Here is a 25316-nt window from a genome sequence, read left to right as displayed (position 1 = left end):
TCGCGAAGCGGCCCTGAAACCTGCCTCCTCGATTCGTCAGATATACCGCGTCAGCCAGTTTGCGTCTGCTGCGCAGCCGAACGGGGGCAAGCCCCCTCGCCACAGGGGGTGTTTACTTGGGCGACACCTTGCGTCCCGCCATGTGCTTCAAATACCCCACCAACAACTCCAGATCCCCCTCCGGCAACACCGTCGGCGAGAACCCGGGCATCTTCGCCTGCGGCCACTGGCGCAAGCTCTGCGGGTCACGAATGTAACGCTTGAGGAAGTTCGCGCCGAAATACTCGGTCGGATTGAACGGAATATTCAGGTCCGGCCCGAACTGCGCGTCCCCCGCGCCATTGAGTCGATGACAGGCCAGGCAGTTCTTCTGAAACAGCGCAAAGCCCTTGTTCACCGGATGGTCCGCCTTCAGTGCAGGATCGGGTAACAGGGCAGGGAAGCGCTCGGCCACCGGGGCCATGCGCTTGATGCTCGCCACTTCGAACGGCCATTGCTCGGGGCTGATATTGCCCGCCTGCGGATCGGTCCAGACCAGATAGAACGGCCCGGCACTGTGTTTGCCCTCGGACAGCGGCGGCCACGGCTTGGCCGGGTCTTCAATCGCCAGCCAGGCCCGCGCGCCTTGGGTATTGAGCAACGGCGCGGCGGCCAGTTCGGCGGCAAAACCGTCCAGGGCCACGGCTTGCAAGTGGTCGTCAGGCTTGATGCCCGTCAACAACGCTGCCAACGGCACGGCGCGATAGCTCATGTCCCGTTTGTAGGAAACGTCGTTAGTGATCGTGATGGTCTGAACCTGAGGATGCTTGAGCAATTCCTCGGTCTGCCAGGTGCGAGGGTTCGCGCCCAGCTCAAGATTCAGCTGCGCGGCAGACAGAGGCGTGCTGAGCAGCAAGGCCCCAAACAGAATGAGCGCTTTCAATTGATCGTCGTCCCTGTCGTGGAAGTGCCGCAAAGGTTGGCACAGCCACGCCGGCCCGGATAGCGAGCCAGTCACATTTTTATCAGGCGAAATGAAAACCCCCGCTGCTCGATCAGCCAAGCACCTTGGTCAGGTTCGGCAAAATCAACAACAGCGTAGTAGCAAATAGAATGAGCCCGGCTTGACGTACTTTCGAATGTTTGAACATGGCTTGACCGCCTTTTTTGTTATTTCCTGGTTGCCTGCCTGCATATCTCCATGACGGCAGAGCGCTGCACTTCCTGTAGGACGAGAGCCTCGGCAAAACCCGACGACAACTTCGTACAGGTTTACATTAGGGCCCGCGTCACGCTTGGCTTAGATCCATTTCGTATGGCATTAGCAATAATCGCTGCTAAAAAGACATGAGGCCTATGGCCAGCTTCTTGGGCGCCCGTTGGCTAGACAGCTTGGTGACACGAATCGATTAATCCGATAGCTGACTACCGTTCGTCTGAGCGTGACCGTCAACGCCAATGAGCGCTGTGGTCATTGAATCCACGGCTGCTCGGCATAAGGTGAGGGCATAGAGATCACCCTCAGGTTCGAGAACGCCATGACCCAAGCTTTGATATTCGACGCGTTACGCACGCCCCGTGGCAAAGGCAAGGCCAATGGCGCCTTGCACAGCGTCAAGCCAGTGAACCTGGTGGCCGGGCTGCTGACGGCGTTGCAGCAGCGCACCTCCCTGGACACCAGTCAGGTCGACGACGTGGTGCTTGGCTGCGTGACGCCTATCGGTGATCAGGGCGCCGACATTGCCAAGACCGCCACACAAGTGGCCGATTGGGACGTCAGCGTGGCGGGTGTGCAACTCAATCGTTTCTGCGCGTCGGGGCTGGAAGCAGTGAACCTGGGCGCGATGAAAGTGCTTTCCGGCTTCGAAGATCTGGTGGTGGTCGGTGGCGTCGAGTCGATGTCCCGCGTGGCCATGGGCAGCGACGGCGGGGCCTGGGCGCTGGACCCGGAAACCAACTTGCACAGCCATTTCACACCCCAGGGCGTGGGTGCTGACCTGATCGCGACAATCGAAGGTTTCAGTCGTCAGGACGTCGATGCCTTCGCGTTGCACTCGCAGCAGAAGGCGGCGCGGGCGCGGGCGAATGGTTCCTTCAACAAGTCGTTGGTGCCGGTGCAGGACCAGAACGGCATCATCCTGCTCGATCATGATGAGTTCATTCGCGCCGATTCGACGATGGAAGGCCTGGGCAAGCTCAAGCCGAGTTTCGAAATGATCGGGCAAATGGGCTTCGACGCCACGGCATTGCGGGTGTACAGCCAGGTCGAGCGGATCAACCACGTTCACACACCGGGCAACAGTTCCGGGATCGTTGATGGCGCGGCGCTGATGCTGATCGGCTCCGAAGCGAAGGGCCGGGCGCTGGGCTTGCAGCCACGGGCGCGGGTCGTCGCCACGGCGGTCACCAGCACCGACCCGACCATCATGCTCACCGGCCCGGCGCCGGCCACCCGCAAGGCACTGGCCAAGGCCGGGCTGCGGGTCGAAGACATCGACCTGTTCGAAGTCAACGAAGCGTTCGCCTCGGTCGTGTTGAAGTTCATCAAGGACATGGCCATCGACCCCGACAAGGTCAACGTCAACGGCGGCTCCATCGCCATGGGCCACCCGCTCGGCGCCACCGGTTGCGCGATTCTCGGCACGCTGCTCGATGAACTGGAAACCCGGCGCCTGCGCTATGGCCTGGCGACATTGTGTGTCGGCGGCGGCATGGGCATTGCCACCATCATCGAACGCCTCTGAGCCTGCGTTTAAGAAAATCCGACTCAAGGAAAATTGCCATGACCCAAGCCATTCGTTACGAAAAGGGCCAGGACCGGATCGTCGTCCTGACCATCGACATGCCGGGCCAGAGCGCCAACACCATGAACGCGGTCTACCGCGAGGCCATGGCCACCTGTGTCGAGCGCCTGGTCGCCGACAAGGATGCGATTGCCGGCGTGATCATCACCTCGGCCAAGAAAACCTTCTTCGCCGGTGGCGACCTCAATGAACTGATCAAGGTCGGCAAGCTCGAAGCCCAAGCCTTTTACAACATGGTGCTGACCCTCAAGGGCCAGTTGCGCACCCTGGAAACCCTCGGTAAACCGGTGGTTGCCGCCATTAACGGTGCGGCGCTCGGCGGCGGTTGGGAAATCTGCCTGGCCTGCCATCACCGTGTGGCGCTCGACAACCCGTCGGTGCTGCTTGGCCTGCCGGAAGTCACCCTCGGCCTGTTGCCGGGCGGCGGCGGGGTGGTGCGCATGGTGCGCATGCTTGGCATCGAAAAAGCTCTGCCGTATCTGCTGGAAGGTAAGAAAATCCGCCCACAACAGGCGCTGCAAGCGCGGTTGATCGACGAGTTGGCCGCCGATCACGATGAACTGATGGCCAAGGCGCGGGCGTGGATTGTCGCGCACCCGGTGGCTGTGCAGCGTTGGGACGTGAAGGGTTATCAGATCCCTGGCGGTACGCCGTCGGATCCGAAGGTCATGCAGATGCTGGCCATCACGCCGTCGATCCTGCGCAGCAAAACCCAAGGCTGCCTGCCCGCGCCGGAGAAAATCCTCTGCGCTGCCGTGGAGGGCGCCCAGGTGGATTTCGACACCGCGCATCTGATCGAAACCCGCTACTTCACCGAACTGACTACGGGCCAGGTGTCGAAAAACCTCATCGGTACCTTTTGGTTCCAGCTGAATGAGATCAATGCCGGCGGTTCGCGACCTCAGGGCATAGCGCCTTACGTGACGAAAAAAGTCGGCGTGCTCGGCGCCGGGATGATGGGCGCGGGCATCGCGTTTGTCAGCGCCTCGGCCGGTATCGATGTGGTGCTCAAAGACATCAACTTCGCTGCGGCAGAGAAGGGCAAGGCCCACTCGGCGGCGTTGCTGGACAAGAAGGTTGCGCGCGGCCAATTGAGTCGGGAGCAGCGCGAGGCGATTCTGACGCGAATCCATACCACCGAAAATGATGCGGACCTGGCCGGTTGCGATTTGATCATCGAAGCGGTGTTTGAAGATCGCGAGCTTAAAGCCAGAGTTTCATCGGCAGCGCAAACCGTCGTCGGCCCGGACGCGGTGATTGCCTCCAATACCTCGACCTTGCCGATCAGCGGCCTGGCCACCGCCGTGCCGGACCAGAGCAAATTCATCGGCCTGCATTTCTTCAGTCCCGTGGAGAAAATGCCGTTGGTGGAAATCATCAAAGGCGTCCATACCAGCGACGAAACCCTGGCTCGCGGGTTCGATTTCGTCCTGCAAATCAAGAAAACTCCGATTGTGGTGAACGACAGTCGCGGCTTCTTCACGTCGCGTGTGTTCGGTACCTTCACCAACGAAGGCATCGCGATGCTTGGCGAAGGGGTGAGTGCGCCGATGATCGAGACCGAAGCGCGCAAGGCCGGCATGCCTGTCGGGCCTCTGGCGATCTCTGACGAAGTTTCCCTCAGCCTCATGAGCCATATCCGTCAGCAAACTGCCAAAGACCTGCAAGCGGAAGGGAAACCGCTGATTGAGCACCCGGCGTTCGCCGTGATTGACTTGCTGCTCAAGGAATTCAAGCGTCCGGGCAAGGCCGCTGGAGGTGGTTTCTACGATTACCCGGCCGCCGGGCAGAAACATTTGTGGCCGGAGCTGAAAACCCGCTTCGAGAAAGCTGACGGGCAGATTTCGCCTAAGGATGTGCGTGATCGACTGCTGTTCATCCAGGCCATCGAAACCGTGCGCTGTGTGGAGGAGGGCGTGCTGACCTCGACGGCGGATGCCAACGTCGGCTCGATCTTCGGCATCGGCTTCGCGGCCTGGACCGGCGGTGCGCTGCAATTCATCAACCAGTACGGCGTGAAAGATTTTGTTGCCCGCGCCCAGTACCTGGCCGAGCAATATGGCGAACGCTTCACGCCGCCTGCGCTGTTGCTGGAGAAAGCCGCCAAGGACGCGCTGTTCTGAGGAGGCGTTCTAAGGGACCGATGACGCCTTCCGGGGCTTGCCTTGCCACCGTGTTTCAAGGCAGGCTCTGGGGTGTGCATTATTCCCACCATGTGTCAGGTATTTTTTATGTCGCTACGCATCTGCATTCTGGAAACCGACATCCTGCGTCCGGAACTGGTCGATCAATATCAGGGTTACGGGCAGATGTTCCAGCGTCTGTTTTCTCAGCAACCCATCGCGGCCGAATTCAGCGTATACAACGTGATGCAGGGCGATTATCCCAGCGATGACCTGACCTTCGATGCGTATCTGGTCACCGGCAGCAAGGCCGACTCCTTCGGCACTGACCCGTGGATTCAAACCCTCAAGACGTACCTGCTGACGCGCTACGAACGTGGCGACAAACTGTTGGGCGTGTGCTTCGGTCATCAACTGTTGGCGCTGCTGTTGGGCGGCAAGAGCGAGCGGGCGACCCAGGGCTGGGGCGTCGGCACCCACAAATACAAACTCGCGGCCAAGGCGCCGTGGATGAGCCCGGTGAGGGAAGAACTGACGTTGCTGATCAGTCACCAGGATCAGGTCACCGCGTTGCCGGAAAACGCTACAGTGATTGCTTCTAGCGATTTCTGCCCGTTCGCCGCGTACCACATCAACGATCAGGTGCTGTGCTTCCAGGGGCATCCGGAGTTCATTCACGATTACTCAAAGGCGCTGCTGGATATCCGCCAGGAGGCGCTGGGCGAGCAGATTTATTCGCAAGGTATGGCGAGTCTTGAACACGAGCATCACGGCACTACCGTCGCAGAGTGGATGATGCGGTTTGTGGCGCACAAGCCTGAGGGTGAGTCGGTCAAGCCTTAAAAGCTTCGCGGGCAAGCCTCGCTCCTACGGATAACCCTGTAGGAGCGAGGCTGCCCGCGAATTGTGCAGACGCCTCGGTTCCGACTATAACCACCCAGACTTTTTGAAGCTCGCCCACAAACCGACGCACCCAACGGTGATAAACCCCAGCACCGCGAAATACCCGTAATGCCAGCTCAACTCCGGCATGTTCTGGAAGTTCATCCCATAGATCCCGGCCACCGCGGTCGGGAATGCCAGAATCGCCGCCCATGCCGCAAACTTGCGCTGCACCACGCTCTGGCGTGACGCTTCCAGCAACACCCCGACCTCGATGGTCTGGCTGGCAATGTCCGCCAGGGTCGTCAGGTCTTCCAGCTGCCGCGTGACATGAATCTGCACATCGCGGAAATACGGGCGCATATTTTTGTCGATAAACGGAAAGCTCAGCTTTTGCAGTTCCTCACCGATCTCCACCATCGGTGCCGCGTACCGGCGCAAGCGCAATACATCGCGGCGCAGGCCGTGCAGTTTCTGAATGTCGCGTTCGTTCAGGGAACCGCAGAGGACATTGCTCTCCAGCTCATCGATCTCGGCATGAATCGCTTCGCCCATCGGCTGGTAGTTTTCAATCACGAAATCGAGGATGGCATAAAGTACGAAATCTTCCCCATGCTCCAGCAACAGCGGGCGCGCCTCACAGCGCTGTCGGACATGGGCGTAGGACGCCGAATGACCATTGCGCGCGGTAATGATGTAACCCTTGCCGGCGAAGATATGCGTCTCGATGAACTGCAATTTGCCTTCATGGCGGATCGGCGAATACGTGACGATGAACAGCGCATCGCCGAACGTTTCCAGCTTCGGTCGACTGTGTTTTTCCAGGGCGTCTTCGATGGCCAGTTCGTGCAGGTTGAACTGGCGTTGCAGGTTGAACAGCTCCTGCGCATTGGGCTCTTCGAGGCCAATCCACACAAAGTGGCCAGGCTTGGCAGCCCAGGCAGCGCCTTCGTCGAGGGTGATGTTGGTGACTTTCTTACCAGCGCTGTAAACCGCAGCAGCAACGACTCTACCCATGATGATTCACTTCTTATCGGTCGCTTTCTATTGGTAAAGACTGGCGGTGCCAGGCAGGTTTCAGCTTAACCTTGTCTACTGCTTGAGAGTCAGCAAAATCGGTAGAGTTCGCAGGCAAAAGAAAACCCGCACAGGGCGGGTTTCATTCAGGCGGCTTGCAGTTGCCGATCCATCGAGTCGATGCACTCACGCATCTGTTCGCGGCACTGGGCGATCAACATCGGCATGTCATCCAGACTCAATCCAGCCGTAGGAATTGCCGGTAACGAACGGATCAGAATTTTCCCACTGCGCCAGCGGTTCAATCGCATGTGTTTGACGTAACTGCTGACACACACCGGCACGATTGGCACGCCGGCGGCAATCGCCATCTGGAACGCGCCTTTCTTGAACGGCAGCAGCTCTTCACCCAAGTTGCGGGTGCCCTCGGGGAAGACCCAGATCGAGGTGTCTTCATTCTGCAAGGTGTGCGTGGTGGTCAGCATCGACTGGCGTGCCTTGTGCGCATTGCCGCGATCGATCAACACATTGCCCGCCAGCCAGAACAACTGCCCGAACAGCGGCACCCACTTCAGGCTCTTCTTGCCGATGCACACGGTGCGGCGGGGCACCACGTTGCCGAACACAAACAGATCGTAGTTGGACTGGTGGTTGGCGATGATCACGCAGCTGTCGGGTTTATCCATCAACGGCCCGACATCGGCCTTCACCCGTAAACGCAAAATACACATTGCCGGCCACGCATACAGACGGGCGCACAAACGGCTGTTGTCCGGATTGAACGGGCGGCACAGCCCGAGAATCACTCCGAGCACACCGGCCAGAATAAAGTGCAGGCCCATCAATAACATACGAAACACAAACAGCATTTAAAGGCCCACCGGGACAAAAGGTGGCGCAGTGTACGGATGTGCACTGTTTTCGGCAATTGCCGCTATAGAAGTGGGAGATAGCCGATTTTTTAGCGCATGTTTCCGACTTGTGGGTCAGATGCGGCCTAGAGCGGCTGTAAGGTTTTAAACCAGACACCCAAGAAAAAGCCCGACACGACGGTCGGGCTTTTCGGTGCAACGCGTTCGGGCTTAGCCCATGTGCTCCTGATCCAGGATGATCGCGTTGTCCAGCGTCTCCAGCAGCGCCTTGCGCGTTTTCAACTTGGTGTTTCTGTGGGCGATCATGTTGAGCTTCTTCAACTGACGAGCCGCCTCCAGCGCTGCGCCTTGCAGCTCTTCGGCCGACACCACCCTATCGAGGAAACCGGCATCCACGGCGCTTTGTGGGTTGAACATCTCGGCATTGATCACCGCGCGATGGAACGCCGACTTGCGCAGACGATCACGGGCCAGTTCGATACCGGCATGGTGCATGGTCATGCCGATCTGCACTTCGTTCAGGCCAATGCTGAACGGGCCATCGACACCGATGCGGTAGTCAGCCGACAACAGAAGAAACGCACCCTTGGCCACCGCATGCCCAGGACACGCCACGACCACCGGGAACGGATGCGACAACAGGCGACGAGCCAGGGTCGAACCCGCAGCCACCAGCGCCATGGCCTCGTTAGGGCCGGCCGTCATCACCTTCAAGTCATAACCACCCGACAAAATCCCCGGCTGACCGGTAATGATCACCACCGCCCGATCCGCTACCGCCCGATCCAGCGCAGCGTTAAACGCGACAATCACGTCTGGAGAGATGGCATTGACCTTGCCATTGCTCAAGGTCAGGGTCGCGATACCGTCTTCGAGATGGTAGGAAATCAACTCACTCATGACGCCAATCCTTCTAATAAAGTAGGGCAGACGTTACCCACCGCTGTAGGCCAGGTAAAGCGCCGTGACTGACCCGCCAGTCACCCTTTTCCGGCCCTCCAGGCATTGTCCGCCCCGCCCATCGTGCATTGGCTTCTATATAGAAGGGGAGGCGAAGCCGGAGATTGGCAGGTTTGCCATGCCCTTGAACGCCCCCAAAGCGCTAATCGCGTTAAGCGCATGAAAATTCTGAAAAAAATGTTTGCCATCAGAAAAGCTTTCGACTACATTAGCGCGCCTCGACAGACTGAATAAGTTTGACGAGATACGGTGAAGTGTCCGAGTGGCTTAAGGAGCACGCCTGGAAAGTGTGTATACAGGAAACTGTATCGAGAGTTCGAATCTCTCCTTCACCGCCAAATTCGATATACACAAAACCCCTGATTTCGAGAGAAGTCAGGGGTTTTGTGGTTTCTGGCGTCTGGATTTTATGCATGGCGGTATCAGCGAAGGCGCTTCCGAAATTGATGTAGGACGATGGATAGGCGTGTGGGAAGCAATGCTGGAAAGCCATATGGTTTGGGGGCTTTCATAGGTTTTGGCACCTCGCATGAGCCGCATCGGGAGGGGGTATTCGTTTTGCGCCTTTAAGGTACAAAATGACCCAAAGGGCAGTGCACACGACGCGCCCCATTATCCGGAACGGACGCACGCAGGTTATGCAGGAATTCACCATGAAGCAGGCGGAGTTGGAGAAGGTTCACGTGGAAATCGTCAAGCTGATGGCTGAGCAGCGCAAGCTGAATGCCGAAGCGGGCAAGATGACCCGTGAAACTTTTTGGTATCCGGTAGCTGTTGCGACTGGCTTGATCGGTACGGTGGCGACTGTCACTGCGGTGTTGATCAAGCTGCTCTGACCCATCGTTATCCCAAGCTCAACAGGTGCCGGGCTTTTTGTTTTCATCACCTGGTTACCGAGGAATAATGCGCGCTTCTATGAAGAAGGACATCTCATGATCACCACCACAACTCACACCATCGAAGGTCGACAAATCACCGCCTACCTGGACATCGTCAGCGCCGAGTCGGTGCAGGGCGTTAACGTGATTCGCGACATGTTCGCCGGGATGCGGGATTTTTTCGGTGGGCGTTCTCAGACGTTGGAGCGGGCATTGAAGGAGGCGCGGGTTCAGGCGACCGAGGAGATCAAGGAGCGGGCGCGGGCGCTTCAGGCGGATGCGGTGGTGGGGCTCGATTATGAGATCAGCATGCCGGCCGGCAAGGGTGGGATGGTGGTGGTGTTTGTGACCGGGACGGCGGTCAAGCTGAGGTAGGTCGCTCGGTACTGGCCATTCGTCGGGCATGTAACGATCTGAATCACAAGTCTGGGAATGACCGGCTAGTCTCAAAAACCAGGGTGGTCGATATTTTTCAGGCAAAAAGGGCTTGCCGGTATCGACCCGTTTTGAGAGGAGCGAAGATATGGCTGAGCCGTATATCGAAGACGACGGTGCAGAGTTTCCAATCAATGATTGCGTGCAGTGTGGTCAGACGGACTATGTGCCGAGCTTCGGCGAAGACCGTATCAAAATCAACAAAATCAAATCTGCAGTGCCTCGGACCCGAGGGCCGAAATCGAAATTTATGCCCAAGCTGGGGGCGCCCTCCAGGAAGTAAACCGATAACAGCACGAACCCCGCCATTGAGCGGGGTTTCTTGTTTCTGAAGGGCGGGAAACGTGGCTCGGTGGCAATGCTGAGAAATGTCCTACAACTTTGCGAGCACTGGTATTTTTTTCACAAACTTTTCACACCGGCCTACGTAGGCTCAACTCATCCGTTAGAAAGCAGTACCCTGGCCCGTCTCCCCAGCGGGCTTTTTTTTGCCTGTCATAAAACCTTTTGCATAAACGCTGTCCAACCGTCGCCAATGGCGAGGTTGTTCTGGTTTTGTGTCTGGACTTTCCCTCCGCTAAAGCATTCAATCTCCGGCCTTTCGGTTTCCACTTTTTTGAGGTTCTTGTTATGCGTTTGACACTGCCTGCTCTAGTTCTGGGCCTTTTGGTTGCTCAAGGTGCGATGGCTGCCGGCGACGGCACGGCCGCGCTCGGTGGTGGTCTGGGTGGTGCGTTGGGTAATGTTGTTGGCCAGAAAATGGGCGGCAGCACTGGCGCAGCGATTGGTGCTGGCGTAGCGGGTGCAGCCGGCAGCGCTGTTGCCGCACGTAAAGGCAGCCGCACCAAAGCGGCCATCGGCGGCGGTGTTGGCGCGGCGGGCGGTTCGATAATCGGTAACAGCTTGGGCGGCAAGAACGGCTCCACCATCGGCGCAGGCCTGGGTGGCGCATTGGGCGGCGGCGTAGGCAGCAACCTGTCCAAAAAGCGTCATTGATCCTGAAGGTCAGCTGAAAAAGCCCGGCTCAATGCCGGGCTTTTTCGTTTTGGAACGTTTCTGCATCATGTGGCTCAAATCTCATACAGTCGGTATTGGTTTTCTGTATAACAGACCCAGATGCAGGCTGATGCCTATCCGCGGCACGTTTCTTCCCCCAATGCGGAAATTAGAGGTGCATATCATGCGTTTCATGCGTTTGACATTGTCCACGGTGTTTTTGGGGCTTTTGGTCGCTCAGGGCGCAATGGCGGGCGGCAACGGTGACGCTGCAGTCGGCGGTGGTCTTGGCGGTGTTTTAGGCAACGTAGTCGGCGGGCAGTTGGGCGGCAGCACCGGGGCCGCGGTGGGCGCTGGCGTCGGCGGTGCGGCAGGCAGTGCGGTCGGTGCGCGCAAGGGCAGTCGCACAGAAGCGGCCGTTGGCGGTGGTCTCGGCGCGGCGGGCGGTTCGGTGATCGGCAACAGCCTGGGTGGCTCCACTGGTTCGGCCATTGGCGCAGGCCTGGGCGGCGCAGCCGGTGGCGCGGTGGGCAGCAGCATGGGTGATGACCGCGGCAGTTCGCATTCCGGTGGTGGCTACTACAAACACAAGCATAAAAATAAGTACAAGCATCACTAACTCGATATCGAGTTAAAGTAAAACCCGGCCGAGTGCCGGGTTTTTCGTTTCTATCGGTAGGACGCTGGAACGATTGGCCGTAGGACCTCTCGAACTTTATATAACCCTGAACGTTGTGAGGCATGCCATGACTCCGGAAACCGAAGACAAGGAAGAAGAAGGCCCGATCAACGATCCCGGCAACGAAGATCCGGGGTCTCTGATGGACGACGCCACGGTGCCGCTCAACGATGCCGATGACGCGGGCGATGTGGGCAACCTGGAGAATGATGAGTATGACGAGGAAGATGACGAGTGATTTAGCGGTTGGCCCGACCGATTGATCCCTCTGATCGAACTGTGTCTGTCGTGTTGGCCTCGAAAGGCAAGGATCTGCTTTTCAGGTCCATTGAGAGGTGCGTTATGAACGCTGATCCGAAAGACTCCGATATCGACGATACCCCCGAATATCCGCTGCCTTCGCCCACCAATTCGCTGCGCCGCGACCAGCGCCCGCCCGACGATGACGACACCGCTGTGGAACAGGTGCCCGCCGATGATGTGAGGCGCGGGAATGTGGAAGCCGACCCGGAAGACCCGGACATTGCCGGTGATGACGCCTCGGGCGAACCGAGCTGAAGCCTGCGCGGTGGTGCATCGCCGCTTGTCGATAGCACGGCACCTTTAAAAAGCGATCACCACCAGAGATCAGGTAAAGCACTCTTTAAAGGAGATGCACCATGATCAGGTCAAAATGGATGGCGCTTACGATGGTCGGCTTATTGTCGATCAGTTCATTGGCGGCGTTTGCTCAATCTACTGGTCGCGACGCACCGGTCGATAAGGGGGGGATGCCGCCCTACTCGGAAATGAATGCAGGTACCTCGGATGGGAAGGCGCTGCTACCGGACACCCTTGGTGGTGGGAATGGTGGTGATACCAACGGGAGGAGCATCGACTCGGGGAAGGGCAGCGGGTCGGTGAGTGGTGGAAGTTCGATGGGGAGTGGTTCTGGAAATGGGTCTGGAGGATCAGGTGGTTCTGGGAGTATTGGGACGGATAGGACAGATGATAGCGCGGGAGGTTAGGGTTCCTTAAGCTGATTTAGCCCGGACGTGAACCGGGCTTTTGATGGTTAGATCTTTTCTGATTCAATCCAGCATCTGTAGAAAGATCGCTGTTCATTTGGATCGTTTGTTAGATTGCTCTCATCATAATCAAAAATATAAACTACATCGGTGAGTGACGACGCTTTACCCAATGTCAGTTCATATGCTTTCAACCCAAGAGACATTTGTGATGACATGCTGGAAGGATGCACGTTGATTTTTGATCCCTTACAGAGAAATTGTATATTGGGATTGTCCTCTCGGACACGTGCGAAGCATCTATAAAAGTCACTGTCCGAATATTTTTTGTTAAAGCCATTTTTCATTGTGAAAGTTATGGTTGTTTCTTTGTTGTCGCATATAAGGTTGGCGACTTCCTTTATGCCGTCAATGCTTATGGTGATTTCAACCTTTGATATCATTTTTTTATTTTCCTGTACGGATTTGGTATGGAATAGCCGAGCTCTCTGCCGTCATCTATGATTAGCGTTGCGCCAAGTACGTCGACATTCTCTATACGGTTAGCTATGGCTATCTCTTTTTCTGGTCCGAAAAGATAAGCTTGTCCAAGCTCTTTTTGTAAGTCATACCCATCTATTTTTTGAAGAGTATAGAGGTAACCTACTTTTGTGTGATATCCAGTGGCGAAAAGCTTGCCAACATTTCGCGACGGTGATGTGCTGATAAAATTACTGGGTGGATTTTCACTGTCTATAGAGTGGAGCAATAAATCATTGCTTTTTCCTTTGCTTCTAAAACCATTTTGAAATACATCATCAGGCTCTCGCTCGTCCCCGCGATATAAGTAATCCTCTTCTCTTTTGGGGGAGGGAGTTTTTGGTTCCCCCTCATCAACCCCCGCCTTACCCGCCGGATCCTCATCCCCAAACGACGGCTTCTTACATCCATCCCCCCCAGGGCACTCACTCAACCCCAACGGATCAACCCAACCCGCCGGATTGCGCGTGTACTGATAGCCGTTTAACCCGCCCGCCAACTTGCTCGGGTCCGGCGTCAGGTACCGTCCGACATCCGGATTGTAGTAGCGATGCCGGTTGTAATGCAGGCCGGTTTCCGCGTCGAAATACTGCCCTTGAAAGCGCAGCGGTTGATCGAGGACTTGGTGGGTGTCGCGGTTGAGGCGGGTGAGGCGGCCATAGGCGGTGTATCGGGCGGCCCAGATGATGTCGCCACTGTAGTCCGTGAGTTCTTGCGGGGTGCCGAGGTGGTCGAGTTGGTAGAAGAACGGACAGGCTTTTCTCGGGCCTTTGCCGTCGAGCATGGCCAGCGGGCGGAAGGTGCCGGGTTCGTAGACGTAGCTGCGATGGTGGTCCTGGCTGTGTTCGGCAACGAGGTGGTCGCCTTGCCAGAAAAACTCGGTGGTTTTGCCGTCGACGGTTTTGGCGATGCGGCGGCCGAAGGCGTCGTAGCGATAACTTGAATAACGACCGTCCGGCGTAGTGACGCCGACCAGCCGATGCTGGCAGTCGTAGCGGTATTCGGTGACGAGTTTCTGCCCGGTGCCACGGCGCTCGCGGATCAGGTTGCCGAAGGTGTCGTAGTCGAAGTGGCGATCGCCCTGTATCAACAGGCGATTGCCTTTGACGGTCGTCGGGCCGGGGCGGTCCTGCATCAGCAGGTTGCCGGCTGGGTCGTGGGCGTAGCTTTCCGGCTGTTGGTCGCGGGAGTGGCGCACGCGGATCAGGCGATTGAGCGGGTCGTACTGATAGCTGCGCTGGCCATGGCGGGTGTCGGCGATGCTGTCGAGGTTGCCATTGAGGCTGTAGGCATAGTCGCGGCGGTAGAGCGGATGTTGGTGCTGGCCGACAGCGTGGGCCTTCAGACGGCCCTGGTCGTCGTAGGCATATTCACTGAGCAGCAAACCCTGTTGGCGGTTTTGTTCGCGACCGGCGAGGAACGTATGCGAGGTCAGTCGTGCGCCATTGAGGTCGATGGCCGTCAGCGCACCGCCCTTGGCGTGGCGGTAGTCGAGTTTGCTGCCGTCCGGCAGGCGCAGGCGGTTGAGCTGGCCGCAGGCGTCGTAGCCATAACGCAAGGTGCCCCAGCCCTGATGTTCGGTGATCAGGCGGTCCTGCTGGTCGTACTCGAATTCCAGCGGATGATCGTGGCCGTCGTCGACGCTGGTCAGCCGGCCCAACGAGTCGTAGCGGTATTCGACCTGGATGCCGTCGGGCAACGTTTTGACCAGCAACCGTCCGGCCGAATCCCGTTGATAGCCAGTGACCAACTGCGAGCCGTCATCGCCGAACTCGGTTTTTTCCAGCAGATGACCGTTGAGGTCGTAGACGTAGGCAGTGCGGCGGCCGTCGAAGCCGGTTTCCTGTCGGATCAAGCCGCTGGATGTGTAGTCCAGCTGATATTTTTCGCCGGATTCGTTTTCGATTTCCGTCAGCAGCAGCTGCGCATTGTCGTAGCGGTACTGGAGCTGGGTGCCGTCGGGGTTGATCCGGCGGCTGACCAAGTGCAGGTCGTCGGCGTATTCGTAGCGGGTGACGCGGCCCAGTTCATCGCGTTCGGCGGTGATCTTGCCGTAGGCGTTGTAGCTGAACCCGCGCACGGCCCCGGTAGGCAGCGTCGTCTGGATCAGTCGGCCGACGGCATCCCATTGGTACTGGGTAACGGCACCGTGTTCGTCCTGACGGGTAATCTGCCGCCCCAGCGCATCGTAGGAAAACCGCCGCTGCCCACCGTCCGGCAAGGTCTCTTCGAGCAACTGCCCCAAGGCATTCCAGACGAATACATGGCGACTGGTGTCCGGGTAGCGGATCGACAGCAGCCGGCCTTGTTCGTCGTAGTGATAGTGGGTGACCTGGCCGTCGGGATCGGTCGCCTCGGTGACGTCGCCCTGAGCATTGCGCTGGTATTTCCACACCGCTTGGCCGCGATAACGCGCATGCAGGAAACCGTTGCGATACTCGTAGGCCGTTGGCTCGACTTGCGGCGGAATCAGTGCCACCAACCGTCCGACTTCGTCATAACGGTATTCGGTGACAGCCCCCAGCGGATCCTGCTCGGCGATCAACCGGCCCTGCTTGTCGTAGGCCTTGAGCTGTTCGCCGCCGTCCAGCTCGACCCGGCGCACCAGCCGCGCCCGGTCGTCGTGGACGTAAACCTCTTCGCTGCCGTCGATGTTCCGGACGATGACGCTGCCTTGGTCGTCCCAGACATAACGAGCATCCATCTGCGCAAACGACGCCCAGTGCCGCACGCAGCGCGCCGACTTGCCAGACCGTTCCCACTCCCAGAAGAAACTCGCGCCACCGGCCAGCTGCCGCTGCAAAATGACGTGGTTGTCGTCGTAGTCGTAACGCTCGCTTTCCCCGGCGGTATTGGTCGCTTCGATCAAGCGCTGGCGGGCGTCGTAGCGGTAGAAAGCCAGTGTTTGCTCTGTACGCCAGGCTTCACCCAAGTCATCGCTGGGGTGAAACGACTGGTATTCGACGGCGATGAGGTGCCTGCGCTCGTAGCACAACAGCAGCGAACGACCGGCACCGTTGTCGAGGCGTTGAATACGCTCCTGTCGGTCGCGAGTGATGCGCAGGCGGTTGTTGTAGGCGTCACTGATCGCCGTCAGTCGACCGTTGTGAAAGTGGTAGAACCGGCTCGTCTTGCCGGCCAGCGCGAGAATCAATTCCTCGGGGTCATCACCGAGATAAATCGCCGCGCGCGAAAGGCTGTTGTGGATCGCCGGGCGTTCGTTGCTCGGCAGCGGGAACGTGGTGCGGCGGTTTTCATGGTCGATCCAGACAACCTGTTCAACGCCCAGCTCCAACCGCTGCGCCAGCGAATGGCTCCACCCCCAGCCCAGCCCGCAATCGATCTCCACCGCGCTGGTGCGGTACAACCGGGTGAAGGCAAACGGCAGCACCCCGTCCAGCGCACCGTCGGTCAGGGTCAGCAGTTCTTCGCCGCTGACCATCGACACAGGACAGCCGTTGGTGCAGGTCAGTGCCGCGCAATCGGCGCTGTCGCCATTGGGATTTTTCGCTTGATTCGGTGCGTCGTCGTGGGGTTCGTGACGGCCCAACCGGGTCTTGGCTGCAGACTTGTCGCGGGCAATGGCGAGCGGATTGTTCACCTGCACAGCCGGTGAGTTGCCGGCGCTGATCTGCAGTGGAACCGTCGGTGCAGGTCTCAGCGGTGCATTGCGCGCGCTGACCACGAGCGGTTTGAGGACGCCAGCGTGGGCTGTCAGATCGGATTTGGCCGTCAGTTCGGCCAGTCGAAAACTGGCAGTCGCCAACCATTGTCGAGCCCGATGGGACTTGATCTTGTCCAGCACTTTGGCGCTCATGCCGAGCTTCAGGCCCGTAGGACCTGTGAGACGCACCAGCAGGAAGCTGATTAATATTTCCGTACGAACTTGTGCCACGACTTCGGCGATGTACTGCGGCGGCAACATCCTCAGCCAACTGGTGAAGGCGGCGAGATGGATGAACATCAACGGCTCATCGCTCAGCATCAGCAACACATTGGCAATGGTTTCAGCCGAAGCGTTCAGCAGCGTCTCAAGCTCGCCTTGTGTCAGGTACTCAAGGAGTTGTTCGCTGCTGCCTTGCAGGTCCGCCACCAGGGCGTAGACCTGCTTCACGTCATCCCACAAGCCGTGCAGCGAACGCTCGAAACCGTGCCAGTCAGCCTGTTGCAGCAGGCCGTAGCGTTGGGTGAAACCAGCTTTGGAAAAATCTGCCCATAAAGGCTCGAATTCGCTCCTCCATTCGTTGCGCAACCAGCCTTCCAGCTCGCCGATCACTCCCTGATAGGAGGCGTAGAGTGCTTTAACGTGTTCAGTGGAAACATTGGGAAAGAAGGTGATGCGATAGCGATGGCCGCGCCAACATTCGGGGATTTCGAGAATGCCGCTGGGGCCGATGGTTGCGTGGACGGGCTCACCGAACGTGAGCTCACCGTTGTGCTGGGAGATAACCGGCTCGAGCATCACCGGCGTATCGCCGATTGGCACGAAACGCGCGGCTTCAAAAATATGCACCAGGGTCAACGGACCGCTGGCAGGGCACATGGCGAGTGTCGAACTGACAGGCGCGGTGGAGTCCTTCGGTGCGCTGAGCCGGACTTCGTTGCCGACCTTGAACACTTGCTCGACGTTCAGCGCCCCAGCGGTCCAAAAGTTTTCCGCCCAGGCCTCGTAGTCGTTGAGGCAGAGTCGGAAATCACCGAGCAGCGCTTCGATGTTCGGCTGCTCGGGGTTCATGGCGGCGACCACCAGCAGACCGATGGCGTTGTTCAAGGCCAGGACCTTGTCAGGTTCGAACATTCGCAATCCCTCGCGCTGATCAATGTGGAGCGAGAGACTTTGCGGGGGATCAAAAAGGAAAGAAGTCGGGAAAGGAGGTGTTTGGTGTAGGGGAAATCGCTAAATCATCACGGCGCCCTCGGCAGAGGATTTTGTATCCGCCAGGCATTGCCCGTTGCTCTCGACCAATCGCGCTCGCTATGCTGCTGAACCCTTTAATCCATCACGGATCCGGCCGTACCTGAGCCGTCCTGGGATGTCATGAGAAAACGGATCAGATGCGATGAGTGCACCCTTGGATGAGTTCGGTCCGATCAAGGCCGTGATTTTCGATATGGACGGTTTGCTGCTGGACACCGAGGGCATTTACACCGAGGTCACGTCCATCATTGCCGAGCGTTATGGGCGGACCTTCGACTGGAGCGTCAAACAGAACATCATTGGCCGTGGCGCGGGAGATCTGGCGCGCTATGTGGTCGAGGCGCTGGACTTGCCGATCACCGCCGAAGAGTTCCTGGTGGTCCGCGAGCCGCTGATGCGCGAGCGTTTTCCGACAGCGCTGGCGATGCCCGGCGCAGAGGAGCTGGTTCGGCACTTGAAGGCCAATAACATTCCAATCGCGGTGGGCACCAGTTCTTCGCGTCAGTCGTTTGGTCAGAAAACCACTTTGCACCGCGACTGGTTCGCGCTGTTTGACTTCATTGTCACCGCTGATGACCCGGAAGTGGGGGCGGCGAAACCGGCGCCGGATATTTTCCTGACGGCGGCACGACGTCTTGGGGTCGCGCCCCGGGATTGCCTGGTATTCGAGGATTCGCCGTTCGGCGTCACTGCAGCCAAAGCGGCAGGAATGACGGCGATTGCGGTCCCGGATGCGGCGATGGCCGACGAAAAATACGCACACGCCGACGGAATTCTTCGTACGTTGAAGGCGTTCAAGCCCAGCGCATGTGGCTTGCCGGCGCTTGAATGGGCGTGATCATTCGATAATCTCTGACACAAAAAAACGCCGGCAATCGATTGCCGGCGTTTTTTTGTGTCAGTCGAGCGGTGTATCAGGCGCCGAAACCACCGTCGATGGTCAGGCTGGCACCGGTGATGTAGCCAGCTTCGGGACCTGCGAGATAAGCGACGAAGCTGGCGATTTCTTCCACGTTGCCGTAACGACCCACGGCCATCAGCGGGATCAGGCTATCAGCGAAGTCGCCGCTGGCGGGGTTCATGTCAGTGTCGACCGGGCCTGGTTGCACGTTGTTGACGGTGATACCCCGCGGGCCAAGGTCGCGAGCCAGGCCTTTGGTCAGGCCGACCAGCGCCGATTTGCTCATGGCGTACGGGCCGCCACCGGCGAAAGGCATGCGCTCGGCATTGGTGCTGCCGATGTTGATGATGCGACCGCCTTCGGTCATGTGGCGGGCGGCTTCCTGGGTGGCGATGAACACGCTGCGTACGTTGATGGCCAGGGTCTGGTCGAAGTCTTCGAGTTTGAAGTCCTCCAGCGGTGCGACGGCCAGGACGCCTGCGTTGTTGACCAGGATGTCCAGGCGGCCGAAGGTCTCGACGGTGGCGTTGACGGCATTGCGAATAGCAACGGCATCGGCGCTGTCGGCCTTGATGGCCAGGGCTTTGCCGCCGGCGGAGATGATGCTGTTTTGCAGGTCTTCGGCTTTGGCGGTAGAGCTGACATAGGTGAAGGCGACGGCTGCGCCTTCTGCGGCCAGGCGTTTGACGATGGCAGCACCGATACCGCGTGAACCGCCTTGAATCAGAGCTACTTTACCGCTGAGGTGTTGAGTGGTCATGTCGATCTCCAGAAGTTCAAGGCAGGCTGCCTTGTTGTCGGAGTCGAGTATCGGCTTCGCATTACCCGGCGGGTAGACCGTGATTGCTATAGTCTGTGTAAACCAGAAGTTTATAGTGGCGCTTATGGAAACCTTCAGCAGTATCGAATGCTTCGTGCGCAGCGCTGAGGTCGGCAGCTTCGCCGAGGCTGCGCGGCGCTTGAGCCTGACGCCTGCTGCGGTGGGCAAGAGCGTCGCCAAGCTGGAGGCGCGGCTCGGTGTGCGTCTGTTCCAGCGCAGCACGCGAAGCCTGACGCTGACCGAGGCCGGCCAGCTGTTTCTCGGCGAAGTCAGCGCCAGCCTGCACACGATCCAGAATGCCGTGGCCAACCTGGCCAGCGCCGAAGGACGTCCGGCGGGAACGCTGAAGGTCAGCATGGGCACGGTGTTCGGGCGCTTGTACATCGTGCCGTTGCTCGGAGAGTTTTTGCGGCGCTTTCCAGCGATCAACCCTGACTGGCATTTCGATAACCGTCAGGTCGACCTGATCGGCCAGGGGTTCGATGCGGCGATTGGTGGTGGATTCGACCTGCCCCAGGGCGTGGTGGCGCGCAAGCTGACGCCCGCCCATCGAGTGCTGGTGGCTTCAACCAAGTATCTGGCAATGCACGAGGCGATCGTCGAACCCGACGACCTCCAGCGCCACGATGGCATCCTGATACGGTCGCCGCAGACGGGGCGCGTGCGTTCCTGGCAATTGACCTGTCGCAACCGGCAACACAGCCCGCTGACGCTCAAGGCGCGAATGACCATGAGCGATTCGGAAGCGGCCTGCGCTGCGGCGACCCAGGATTTGGGCATTGCATTGGTGAGCATGCCGTTCGCCGTGGGCTATCTGGACGCCGGGACCTTGCAGCGGGTGTTGCCCGACTGGTACGTCGACGATGGCAATATCTCCATCTATTACGCCGAGCACAAACTGCTGCCGGGCAAGACCCGGGCGTTTGTCGACTTCATCATTGAACAGTTTGCCGAGCAGGGGTTGGGGCAGCGGTTCAGTGCAGTTTGAGCCCGGCTTGGGACCGAGGGGAGGCCATCGCGGGCAAGCCACGCTCCCACGGAATGATGCAAAAGCCTGTGAGAGCGAGGCTTGCCCGCGAAGATCGATAACGCGGTCTACCGCCCAAACTGCCCAGGCCAACCAATAATGGTCTTCGGCCGCGGCGTCGCATACGTCCGTACTTTCGACGTCGACAACCCCAACCGCACCAGTGATTCGGCAATGGTCACCGCTGCCATCACGCCATCCACCACCGGTACGCCGGTGCGCTGACGAATCTGTTCATCCAGCCCGGCCATGCCGCCACAGCCCAGGCAAATTACCTCGGCCTTGTCCTCGCTCACCGCCAGTTCCGCCTGGCGGACAATCGCCTCCAGCGCACGTTCTGGGTCGGACTCCAGCTCCAGCACCGCCAACCCACTGGCCCGCACCGACGCACAACGATCCCAGAGCCCGGAGAGTTTGAGGCGATCCTCGATCAGCGGCACGGTGCGGTCGAGGGTGGTGACCACCGAATAGGCATGGCCGAGGAACATCGCGGTGCTGGCACCGGCATCGGTGATGTCCACCACCGGCACGTTGAGCAACTCCTGCAAACCTTCGCGGCCGTGCTCGCCGTAGCCGGCCTGGATTACCGCATCGAAGGGCTGATCGTAGGACATGACCCGGTCCATCACGGCGATGGCGGCCAGGTAGCTTTCGAAATTGCCTTCAATCGAGTCGGCGCCGAAATGCGGGGTCAGGCCGATGATTTCCGTGCCGGGCGCGGCCACGGACTGCGCTTGGCGGGCGATGGCCTGGGTAATGGATTCGGTGGTGTTGACGTTGACCACGAGAATTCGCATGGGAGGTCCTTATAGCAAGGTGGTTTGCGGCCCGATGTCACCGGGCCGCCAAGAGGATTAATGGCTGACGTTATCGACCGCGATGGCTTCACCGCTGACATCGGCGTAGTAAGGCTGTCGTTTGGCGATGATCAGGTAGAGCATCCCGGCGATCCCGGCGCCAATCAGCCAGGAGAATGGCGAGACACTGTCGAAACCTGGCACCAGGGCCAGGACAATGGCGATCAAGGCTGCCGGAATGAACGCCGCCACGGCGCGCAAATTAACCCCACGGCTGTAGTAATAATCGCCATCGGGATCTTCGCTGTACAACTGCGGCACGTTGATCCGGCCTTTTCGTACCTGCCAGTAGTCGACCATGATCACCCCGTACAACGGGCCGAGCAGGGCGCCGAGGCCAGACAGGAAATACACGATCACCAGCGGGCTGTTGTAGAGGTTCCACGGCAGGATCAGCACCGCGATGGTCGCGCTGATCAGCCCGGCGCGGCGGAAGGTCAGGTATTTGGGCGCCAGATTGCTCAGGACAAAGGCCGGGGCCACGAAGTTGGCCATGATGTTCACTGCCACGGTGACAATCAGGAACGCCAGGCAACCGAGTACCAGAAAGAAGGTATTGGGAATCGACGCGATGATCTCGGTCGGGCTTTCGATGATCCGGCCATTGATCTGAAATTGCGCCCCGCACAGCAGGACGGTGATCCCGGCGAATACCAGAATGTTGACGGGCAGGCCCCAGAAATTTCCGACCCGGATGGTCTTGCGGCAGGGAGAAGAGCGGGCGAAGTCGCAGAAATTCAGGATTAGCGTGCCGTAGATCGACAGCCACAAGGCGCCGCCGGCAAAGATATTGCGCCACATCTCACCGCCACTCAGCGGTTCACGAATCGACCAGGCGATGGTGGCGTTGGCCTGGAAGTACATCCAGCCGGCGAGGGCGGCGACGGTCAACAAAATCACCGGGCCGGCAAACGCCTCGTAGCGTCGCACCATTTCCATGCCATAGGCCAGGATCGCCAACTGCACGAACCAGATCGCCACGAAACACACCCAGCCCAGGCTCGACAGCCCGAGTATCGAATTGTGGTCGTAATCGGCGAGTCCGGGATGCACCGCCGTCAGCAATACGCGAAAGACCACTGACGCCAGATACGTCTGAATTCCGAACCAGGCAATGGCGATAACGGCGCGAATCAATGCAGGAATCTGCGCGCCATGGATGCCGAAACTGATCCGGCTGATCACCGGAAACGGCACCCCGGTTTTCTGGCCCATGTAACCGGAAAGGTTCATGAAGCAATACACCAGCGCCGCACCGATTCCCAGGGACAGCAGAATCTGCCAGCCGCTCAGGCCCAGTGCATACAAGCCAATGGCAAAGGAGTAGTTGGCAATGTTGTGCACATCGTTTGTCCACAGGGCAAAGATGCTGTAACGGCCCCAGCGCCGACCTTCGGCCTTGGTCGGCGCGAGGTCCTTGTTGTGCAGGCGGGGGCTGAGCACGACGGGTGGTTGAAACGTTTGATCGTGAATCACGGAGGTAGAAAGAGGAGAGGGCAGATCCAGCGCAATATTGTTATTGGGGAGGCTAGTACGCATTCCGGCAGGCTCCTGAAGCTCGTTGCCGCGATGACTGTGCATGAGCGTGGGCTCGACAAATCTTCGTCGCGGGTGGGAGAGCATCATTGGTTACGGGGCATCTGCAGCCTGTACGGGATAGGGCGCTTCAGGCTTGCGGATCTAAAGTGTGTGTATGTTTTTGTATTTATTGTATACAAAACATGTGTTCACTTAAGCCAGATATGTGCCAGTCGGTGATCTATAAAATTTAAGGCTAATTTCGTTTTGTTATTGAATGAAGATAAGTAGTTGAAAAAAAGACGATATAAATTGACCGATTGAACAGGTATTTATTTTGGGCGGGGTTTTGTCGGAGTGTTCGACTGAGGAAGTCAGGACAGGGGAATGTAACTTTTTGGGGCACTGAAACTAAAAGTGCACACAGATATGGCACTTATGGTGACATTTCTGTGTACACTTTTTTAAAGTAAAACCATCACAGGCTTCGCCAGCTCCTGCAGGAGCTGCTACGGGCTGCGATCTTTTAAGCTTTGGACTTGCTGATGATGTTCCCGGCATGCAGCCCGCATTCTTTCTGCGTGGCTTCTTCCCACCACCAACGACCTTCGCGCTCATGCTGGTTCGGCAGCACCGGACGGGTGCAAGGCTCGCAACCAATGCTGATGAATCCGCGTTCATGCAGGCTGTTGTACGGCAGCTCCAGCATGCGGATGTAACCCCAGATCTCTTCGCTGGTCATCTGTGCCAACGGGTTGAACTTGTACAGGGTACGTTCCGGGGTGGAAAACGCGGTGTCGATTTCCAGCACCGCGACGGCGCTGCGTGTGCCCGGGCTCTGGTCCCGACGCTGGCCGGTGGCCCAGGCGGTCACGCCAGACAGTTTGCGACGCAGCGGCTCGATCTTGCGAATGCCGCAGCATTCGCCATGGCCATCCTTGTAGAAACTGAACAGGCCCTTTTCCTTCACGAAAGGTTCGAGCTTGCTGTAGTCCGGCGACACCACTTCGATATCGATCTTGTAGTGCTCGCGCACCTGCTCGATGAAGCGGTAGGTCTCGGGGTGCAAGCGGCCGGTGTCGAGGCTGAACACTTTGACGTTCTTGTTCAGCTTCCAGGCCATGTCCACCAGCACCACATCCTCGGCGCCGCTGAAAGATATCCACAGGTCATCGCCGAACTCGGCAAACGCGAGTTTCAGGATGTCCTGGGCGGATTTGTTGGCATAGGTCGTGGCGAGTTCCACGACATCGAACGATGGGCTCATCAGGGCGGCTTCCTACAGGTCGGTGGCGCTGGGCGCTCTATATGCGTCGATGGTAACAAAATCCTGCGGTGGCTGGCGCGTCCTCTGCGTTGCACGGAGGGGGGCGAGTCGCTAGAGTTCGGCAGTCCTTTTGCTCGCTCGACTCATAAATAATACTAATGGGAGTGTCTTGTGGAAATTGCCTGTCTGGATCTTGAAGGTGTGCTGGTCCCGGAAATCTGGATCGCCTTTGCCGAAAAAACCGGGATCGAGTCCCTCCGGGCCACCACTCGGGACATTCCCGACTACGACGTGTTGATGAAGCAGCGCCTGCGGATTCTCGACGAGCACGGCCTGAAGCTATCTGATATCCAGGAAGTGATTGCCACGCTCAAGCCTCTGGAAGGCGCCAGCGAATTTGTCGACTGGCTGCGTGAGCGTTTTCAGGTGGTGATTTTGTCGGACACCTTTTACGAGTTTTCCCAGCCGCTGATGCGTCAACTGGGCTTCCCGACGTTGCTTTGCCATCGTCTGATTACTGACGATGCCGGTCGGGTCACGGGCTATCAGTTGCGTCAGAAAGATCCCAAGCGTCAGTCGGTTTTGGCGTTCAAGAGCCTCTACTACCGAGTGATCGCGGCGGGGGATTCCTACAACGACACGACGATGCTGGGCGAGGCGGATGCCGGGATTCTGTTCCATGCGCCGGACAATGTGATTCGCGAGTTCCCGCAGTTCCCGGCGGTGCACAGCTTTGCCGAGTTGAAGCAGGAGTTCATTAAGGCCTCGAACCGCAATCTGAACCTGTAAACCCGATCCCTGTAGGAGCTGCCGCAGGCTGCGATCTTTTGATTTTGCTTTTAAAACAAGATCAAAAG

At 58.5% G+C, this 25316-nt stretch carries 23 protein-coding genes and 1 tRNA gene; 14 read left to right on the top strand and 10 right to left on the bottom strand.

The genetic code is table 11. The annotated features are described in order from the left end of the window. Nucleotides 1-112: 112 nt before the first annotated feature. A complete protein-coding gene (locus ACCC96_RS27625; protein ID WP_413697465.1) occupies nucleotides 113-922 on the bottom strand; it encodes a c-type cytochrome in 810 nt (269 codons plus the stop codon). A gap of 595 nt (nucleotides 923-1517) precedes the next feature. Between ACCC96_RS27625 and ACCC96_RS27620 the strand changes: the two genes are divergently transcribed. The 3 genes from ACCC96_RS27620 to ACCC96_RS27610 all read left to right on the top strand — a co-directional run bounded on the left by ACCC96_RS27620 (nucleotide 1518) and on the right by ACCC96_RS27610 (nucleotide 5749). After that, entirely contained in the window at nucleotides 1518-2723 is a 1206-nt protein-coding gene (locus ACCC96_RS27620) for an acetyl-CoA C-acetyltransferase (RefSeq protein WP_413697464.1), read from the top strand. A 38-nt stretch (nucleotides 2724-2761) separates the two neighbouring features. Next, nucleotides 2762-4906, top strand: coding sequence for a 3-hydroxyacyl-CoA dehydrogenase NAD-binding domain-containing protein (locus ACCC96_RS27615; protein ID WP_413697463.1), 2145 nt, complete (start codon nucleotides 2762-2764; stop codon nucleotides 4904-4906). 108 nt (nucleotides 4907-5014) lie between these two features. Next, nucleotides 5015-5749: an amidotransferase gene (locus tag ACCC96_RS27610; RefSeq protein ID WP_413697462.1), complete on the top strand. Its 735-nt coding sequence runs from the start codon at nucleotides 5015-5017 to the stop codon at nucleotides 5747-5749. Between the two features lie 84 nt (nucleotides 5750-5833). Here the strand turns inward: ACCC96_RS27610 and ACCC96_RS27605 are convergent, their stop codons facing one another. The 3 genes from ACCC96_RS27605 to ACCC96_RS27595 form a co-directional block, all read right to left on the bottom strand. After that, nucleotides 5834-6805: a magnesium and cobalt transport protein CorA gene (locus tag ACCC96_RS27605; protein WP_018925218.1), complete on the bottom strand. Its 972-nt coding sequence runs from the start codon at nucleotides 6803-6805 to the stop codon at nucleotides 5834-5836. A gap of 146 nt (nucleotides 6806-6951) precedes the next feature. Then, the gene (locus tag ACCC96_RS27600) at nucleotides 6952-7674 is read right to left on the bottom strand and encodes a 1-acylglycerol-3-phosphate O-acyltransferase (protein WP_018925219.1); all 723 of its coding nucleotides are present in this window, start codon (nucleotides 7672-7674) and stop codon (nucleotides 6952-6954) included. A 213-nt stretch (nucleotides 7675-7887) separates the two neighbouring features. After that, entirely contained in the window at nucleotides 7888-8577 is a 690-nt protein-coding gene (locus ACCC96_RS27595; RefSeq protein ID WP_413697461.1) for a crotonase/enoyl-CoA hydratase family protein, read from the bottom strand. Between the two features lie 308 nt (nucleotides 8578-8885). Between ACCC96_RS27595 and ACCC96_RS27590 the strand changes: the two genes are divergently transcribed. The 8 genes from ACCC96_RS27590 (at nucleotide 8886) to ACCC96_RS27555 (ending at nucleotide 12183) form a co-directional block, all read left to right on the top strand. Continuing rightward, a tRNA-Ser gene (locus tag ACCC96_RS27590) sits at nucleotides 8886-8975 on the top strand. A 315-nt stretch (nucleotides 8976-9290) separates the two neighbouring features. After that, entirely contained in the window at nucleotides 9291-9473 is a 183-nt protein-coding gene (locus ACCC96_RS27585) for a hypothetical protein (RefSeq protein ID WP_007940783.1), read from the top strand. A 96-nt stretch (nucleotides 9474-9569) separates the two neighbouring features. Next, entirely contained in the window at nucleotides 9570-9890 is a 321-nt protein-coding gene (locus ACCC96_RS27580) for a YbjQ family protein (RefSeq protein WP_019648241.1), read from the top strand. A gap of 148 nt (nucleotides 9891-10038) precedes the next feature. After that, on the top strand, nucleotides 10039-10233 hold the full coding sequence (locus ACCC96_RS27575) for a hypothetical protein (protein ID WP_007940781.1): 195 nt from the start codon (nucleotides 10039-10041) through the stop codon (nucleotides 10231-10233). Nucleotides 10234-10580: 347 nt separating this feature from the next. After that, nucleotides 10581-10946, top strand: a complete 366-nt coding sequence (locus tag ACCC96_RS27570) for a glycine zipper domain-containing protein (RefSeq protein WP_019648242.1) — start codon at nucleotides 10581-10583, stop codon at nucleotides 10944-10946. A 193-nt stretch (nucleotides 10947-11139) separates the two neighbouring features. Next, entirely contained in the window at nucleotides 11140-11565 is a 426-nt protein-coding gene (locus ACCC96_RS27565; RefSeq protein WP_026345711.1) for a glycine zipper domain-containing protein, read from the top strand. Between the two features lie 127 nt (nucleotides 11566-11692). Continuing rightward, a complete protein-coding gene (locus ACCC96_RS27560) occupies nucleotides 11693-11863 on the top strand; it encodes a hypothetical protein (RefSeq protein WP_007940775.1) in 171 nt (56 codons plus the stop codon). Nucleotides 11864-11967: 104 nt separating this feature from the next. Continuing rightward, on the top strand, nucleotides 11968-12183 hold the full coding sequence (locus ACCC96_RS27555) for a hypothetical protein (RefSeq protein WP_018925239.1): 216 nt from the start codon (nucleotides 11968-11970) through the stop codon (nucleotides 12181-12183). Between the two features lie 496 nt (nucleotides 12184-12679). Here ACCC96_RS27555 and ACCC96_RS27550 read toward each other — a convergent pair whose 3' ends face one another. Both ACCC96_RS27550 and ACCC96_RS27545 read right to left on the bottom strand, forming a co-directional pair. Next, nucleotides 12680-13075, bottom strand: coding sequence for a hypothetical protein (locus ACCC96_RS27550; protein WP_258670254.1), 396 nt, complete (start codon nucleotides 13073-13075; stop codon nucleotides 12680-12682). Further along, nucleotides 13072-17949, bottom strand: coding sequence for an RHS repeat-associated core domain-containing protein (locus tag ACCC96_RS27545; protein WP_413697460.1), 4878 nt, complete (start codon nucleotides 17947-17949; stop codon nucleotides 13072-13074). Before ACCC96_RS27545 ends, ACCC96_RS27550 begins: the two co-directional genes overlap by 4 nt. 262 nt (nucleotides 17950-18211) lie before the next feature. Between ACCC96_RS27545 and ACCC96_RS27540 the strand changes: the two genes are divergently transcribed. Then, nucleotides 18212-18907, top strand: coding sequence for an HAD-IA family hydrolase (locus tag ACCC96_RS27540; protein ID WP_413697459.1), 696 nt, complete (start codon nucleotides 18212-18214; stop codon nucleotides 18905-18907). Between the two features lie 76 nt (nucleotides 18908-18983). Here ACCC96_RS27540 and ACCC96_RS27535 read toward each other — a convergent pair whose 3' ends face one another. After that, nucleotides 18984-19730 (bottom strand): 3-oxoacyl-ACP reductase family protein, encoded by a 747-nt coding sequence (locus ACCC96_RS27535; RefSeq protein ID WP_018925243.1) that lies wholly within the window; start codon nucleotides 19728-19730, stop codon nucleotides 18984-18986. Nucleotides 19731-19854: 124 nt separating this feature from the next. Here ACCC96_RS27535 and ACCC96_RS27530 point away from each other — a divergent pair, with 124 nt between their 5' ends. Further along, complete coding sequence (locus ACCC96_RS27530; RefSeq protein WP_413697458.1) at nucleotides 19855-20778, top strand: LysR family transcriptional regulator; 924 nt, start codon at nucleotides 19855-19857, stop codon at nucleotides 20776-20778. 107 nt (nucleotides 20779-20885) lie between these two features. Here ACCC96_RS27530 and ACCC96_RS27525 read toward each other — a convergent pair whose 3' ends face one another. From ACCC96_RS27525 to ACCC96_RS27515, 3 genes are all read right to left on the bottom strand, one after another. After that, a complete protein-coding gene (locus ACCC96_RS27525; RefSeq protein WP_413697457.1) occupies nucleotides 20886-21614 on the bottom strand; it encodes an aspartate/glutamate racemase family protein in 729 nt (242 codons plus the stop codon). 57 nt (nucleotides 21615-21671) lie between these two features. Further along, on the bottom strand, nucleotides 21672-23213 hold the full coding sequence (locus ACCC96_RS27520; RefSeq protein ID WP_019648251.1) for an NCS1 family nucleobase:cation symporter-1: 1542 nt from the start codon (nucleotides 23211-23213) through the stop codon (nucleotides 21672-21674). A gap of 505 nt (nucleotides 23214-23718) precedes the next feature. Next, nucleotides 23719-24459 (bottom strand): phosphoadenylyl-sulfate reductase, encoded by a 741-nt coding sequence (locus ACCC96_RS27515; protein WP_007942164.1) that lies wholly within the window; start codon nucleotides 24457-24459, stop codon nucleotides 23719-23721. A gap of 171 nt (nucleotides 24460-24630) precedes the next feature. Here ACCC96_RS27515 and thrH point away from each other — a divergent pair, with 171 nt between their 5' ends. Beyond that, a complete protein-coding gene (thrH, locus tag ACCC96_RS27510) occupies nucleotides 24631-25248 on the top strand; it encodes a bifunctional phosphoserine phosphatase/homoserine phosphotransferase ThrH (RefSeq protein ID WP_413697456.1) in 618 nt (205 codons plus the stop codon). Nucleotides 25249-25316: the final 68 nt, after the last annotated feature.

Source organism: Pseudomonas sp. Pseusp11 (assembly GCF_047304405.1).
Taxonomy (GTDB): Bacteria; Pseudomonadota; Gammaproteobacteria; order Pseudomonadales; family Pseudomonadaceae; genus Aquipseudomonas.
This window is presented reverse-complemented; position numbering and strand designations above follow the sequence as displayed.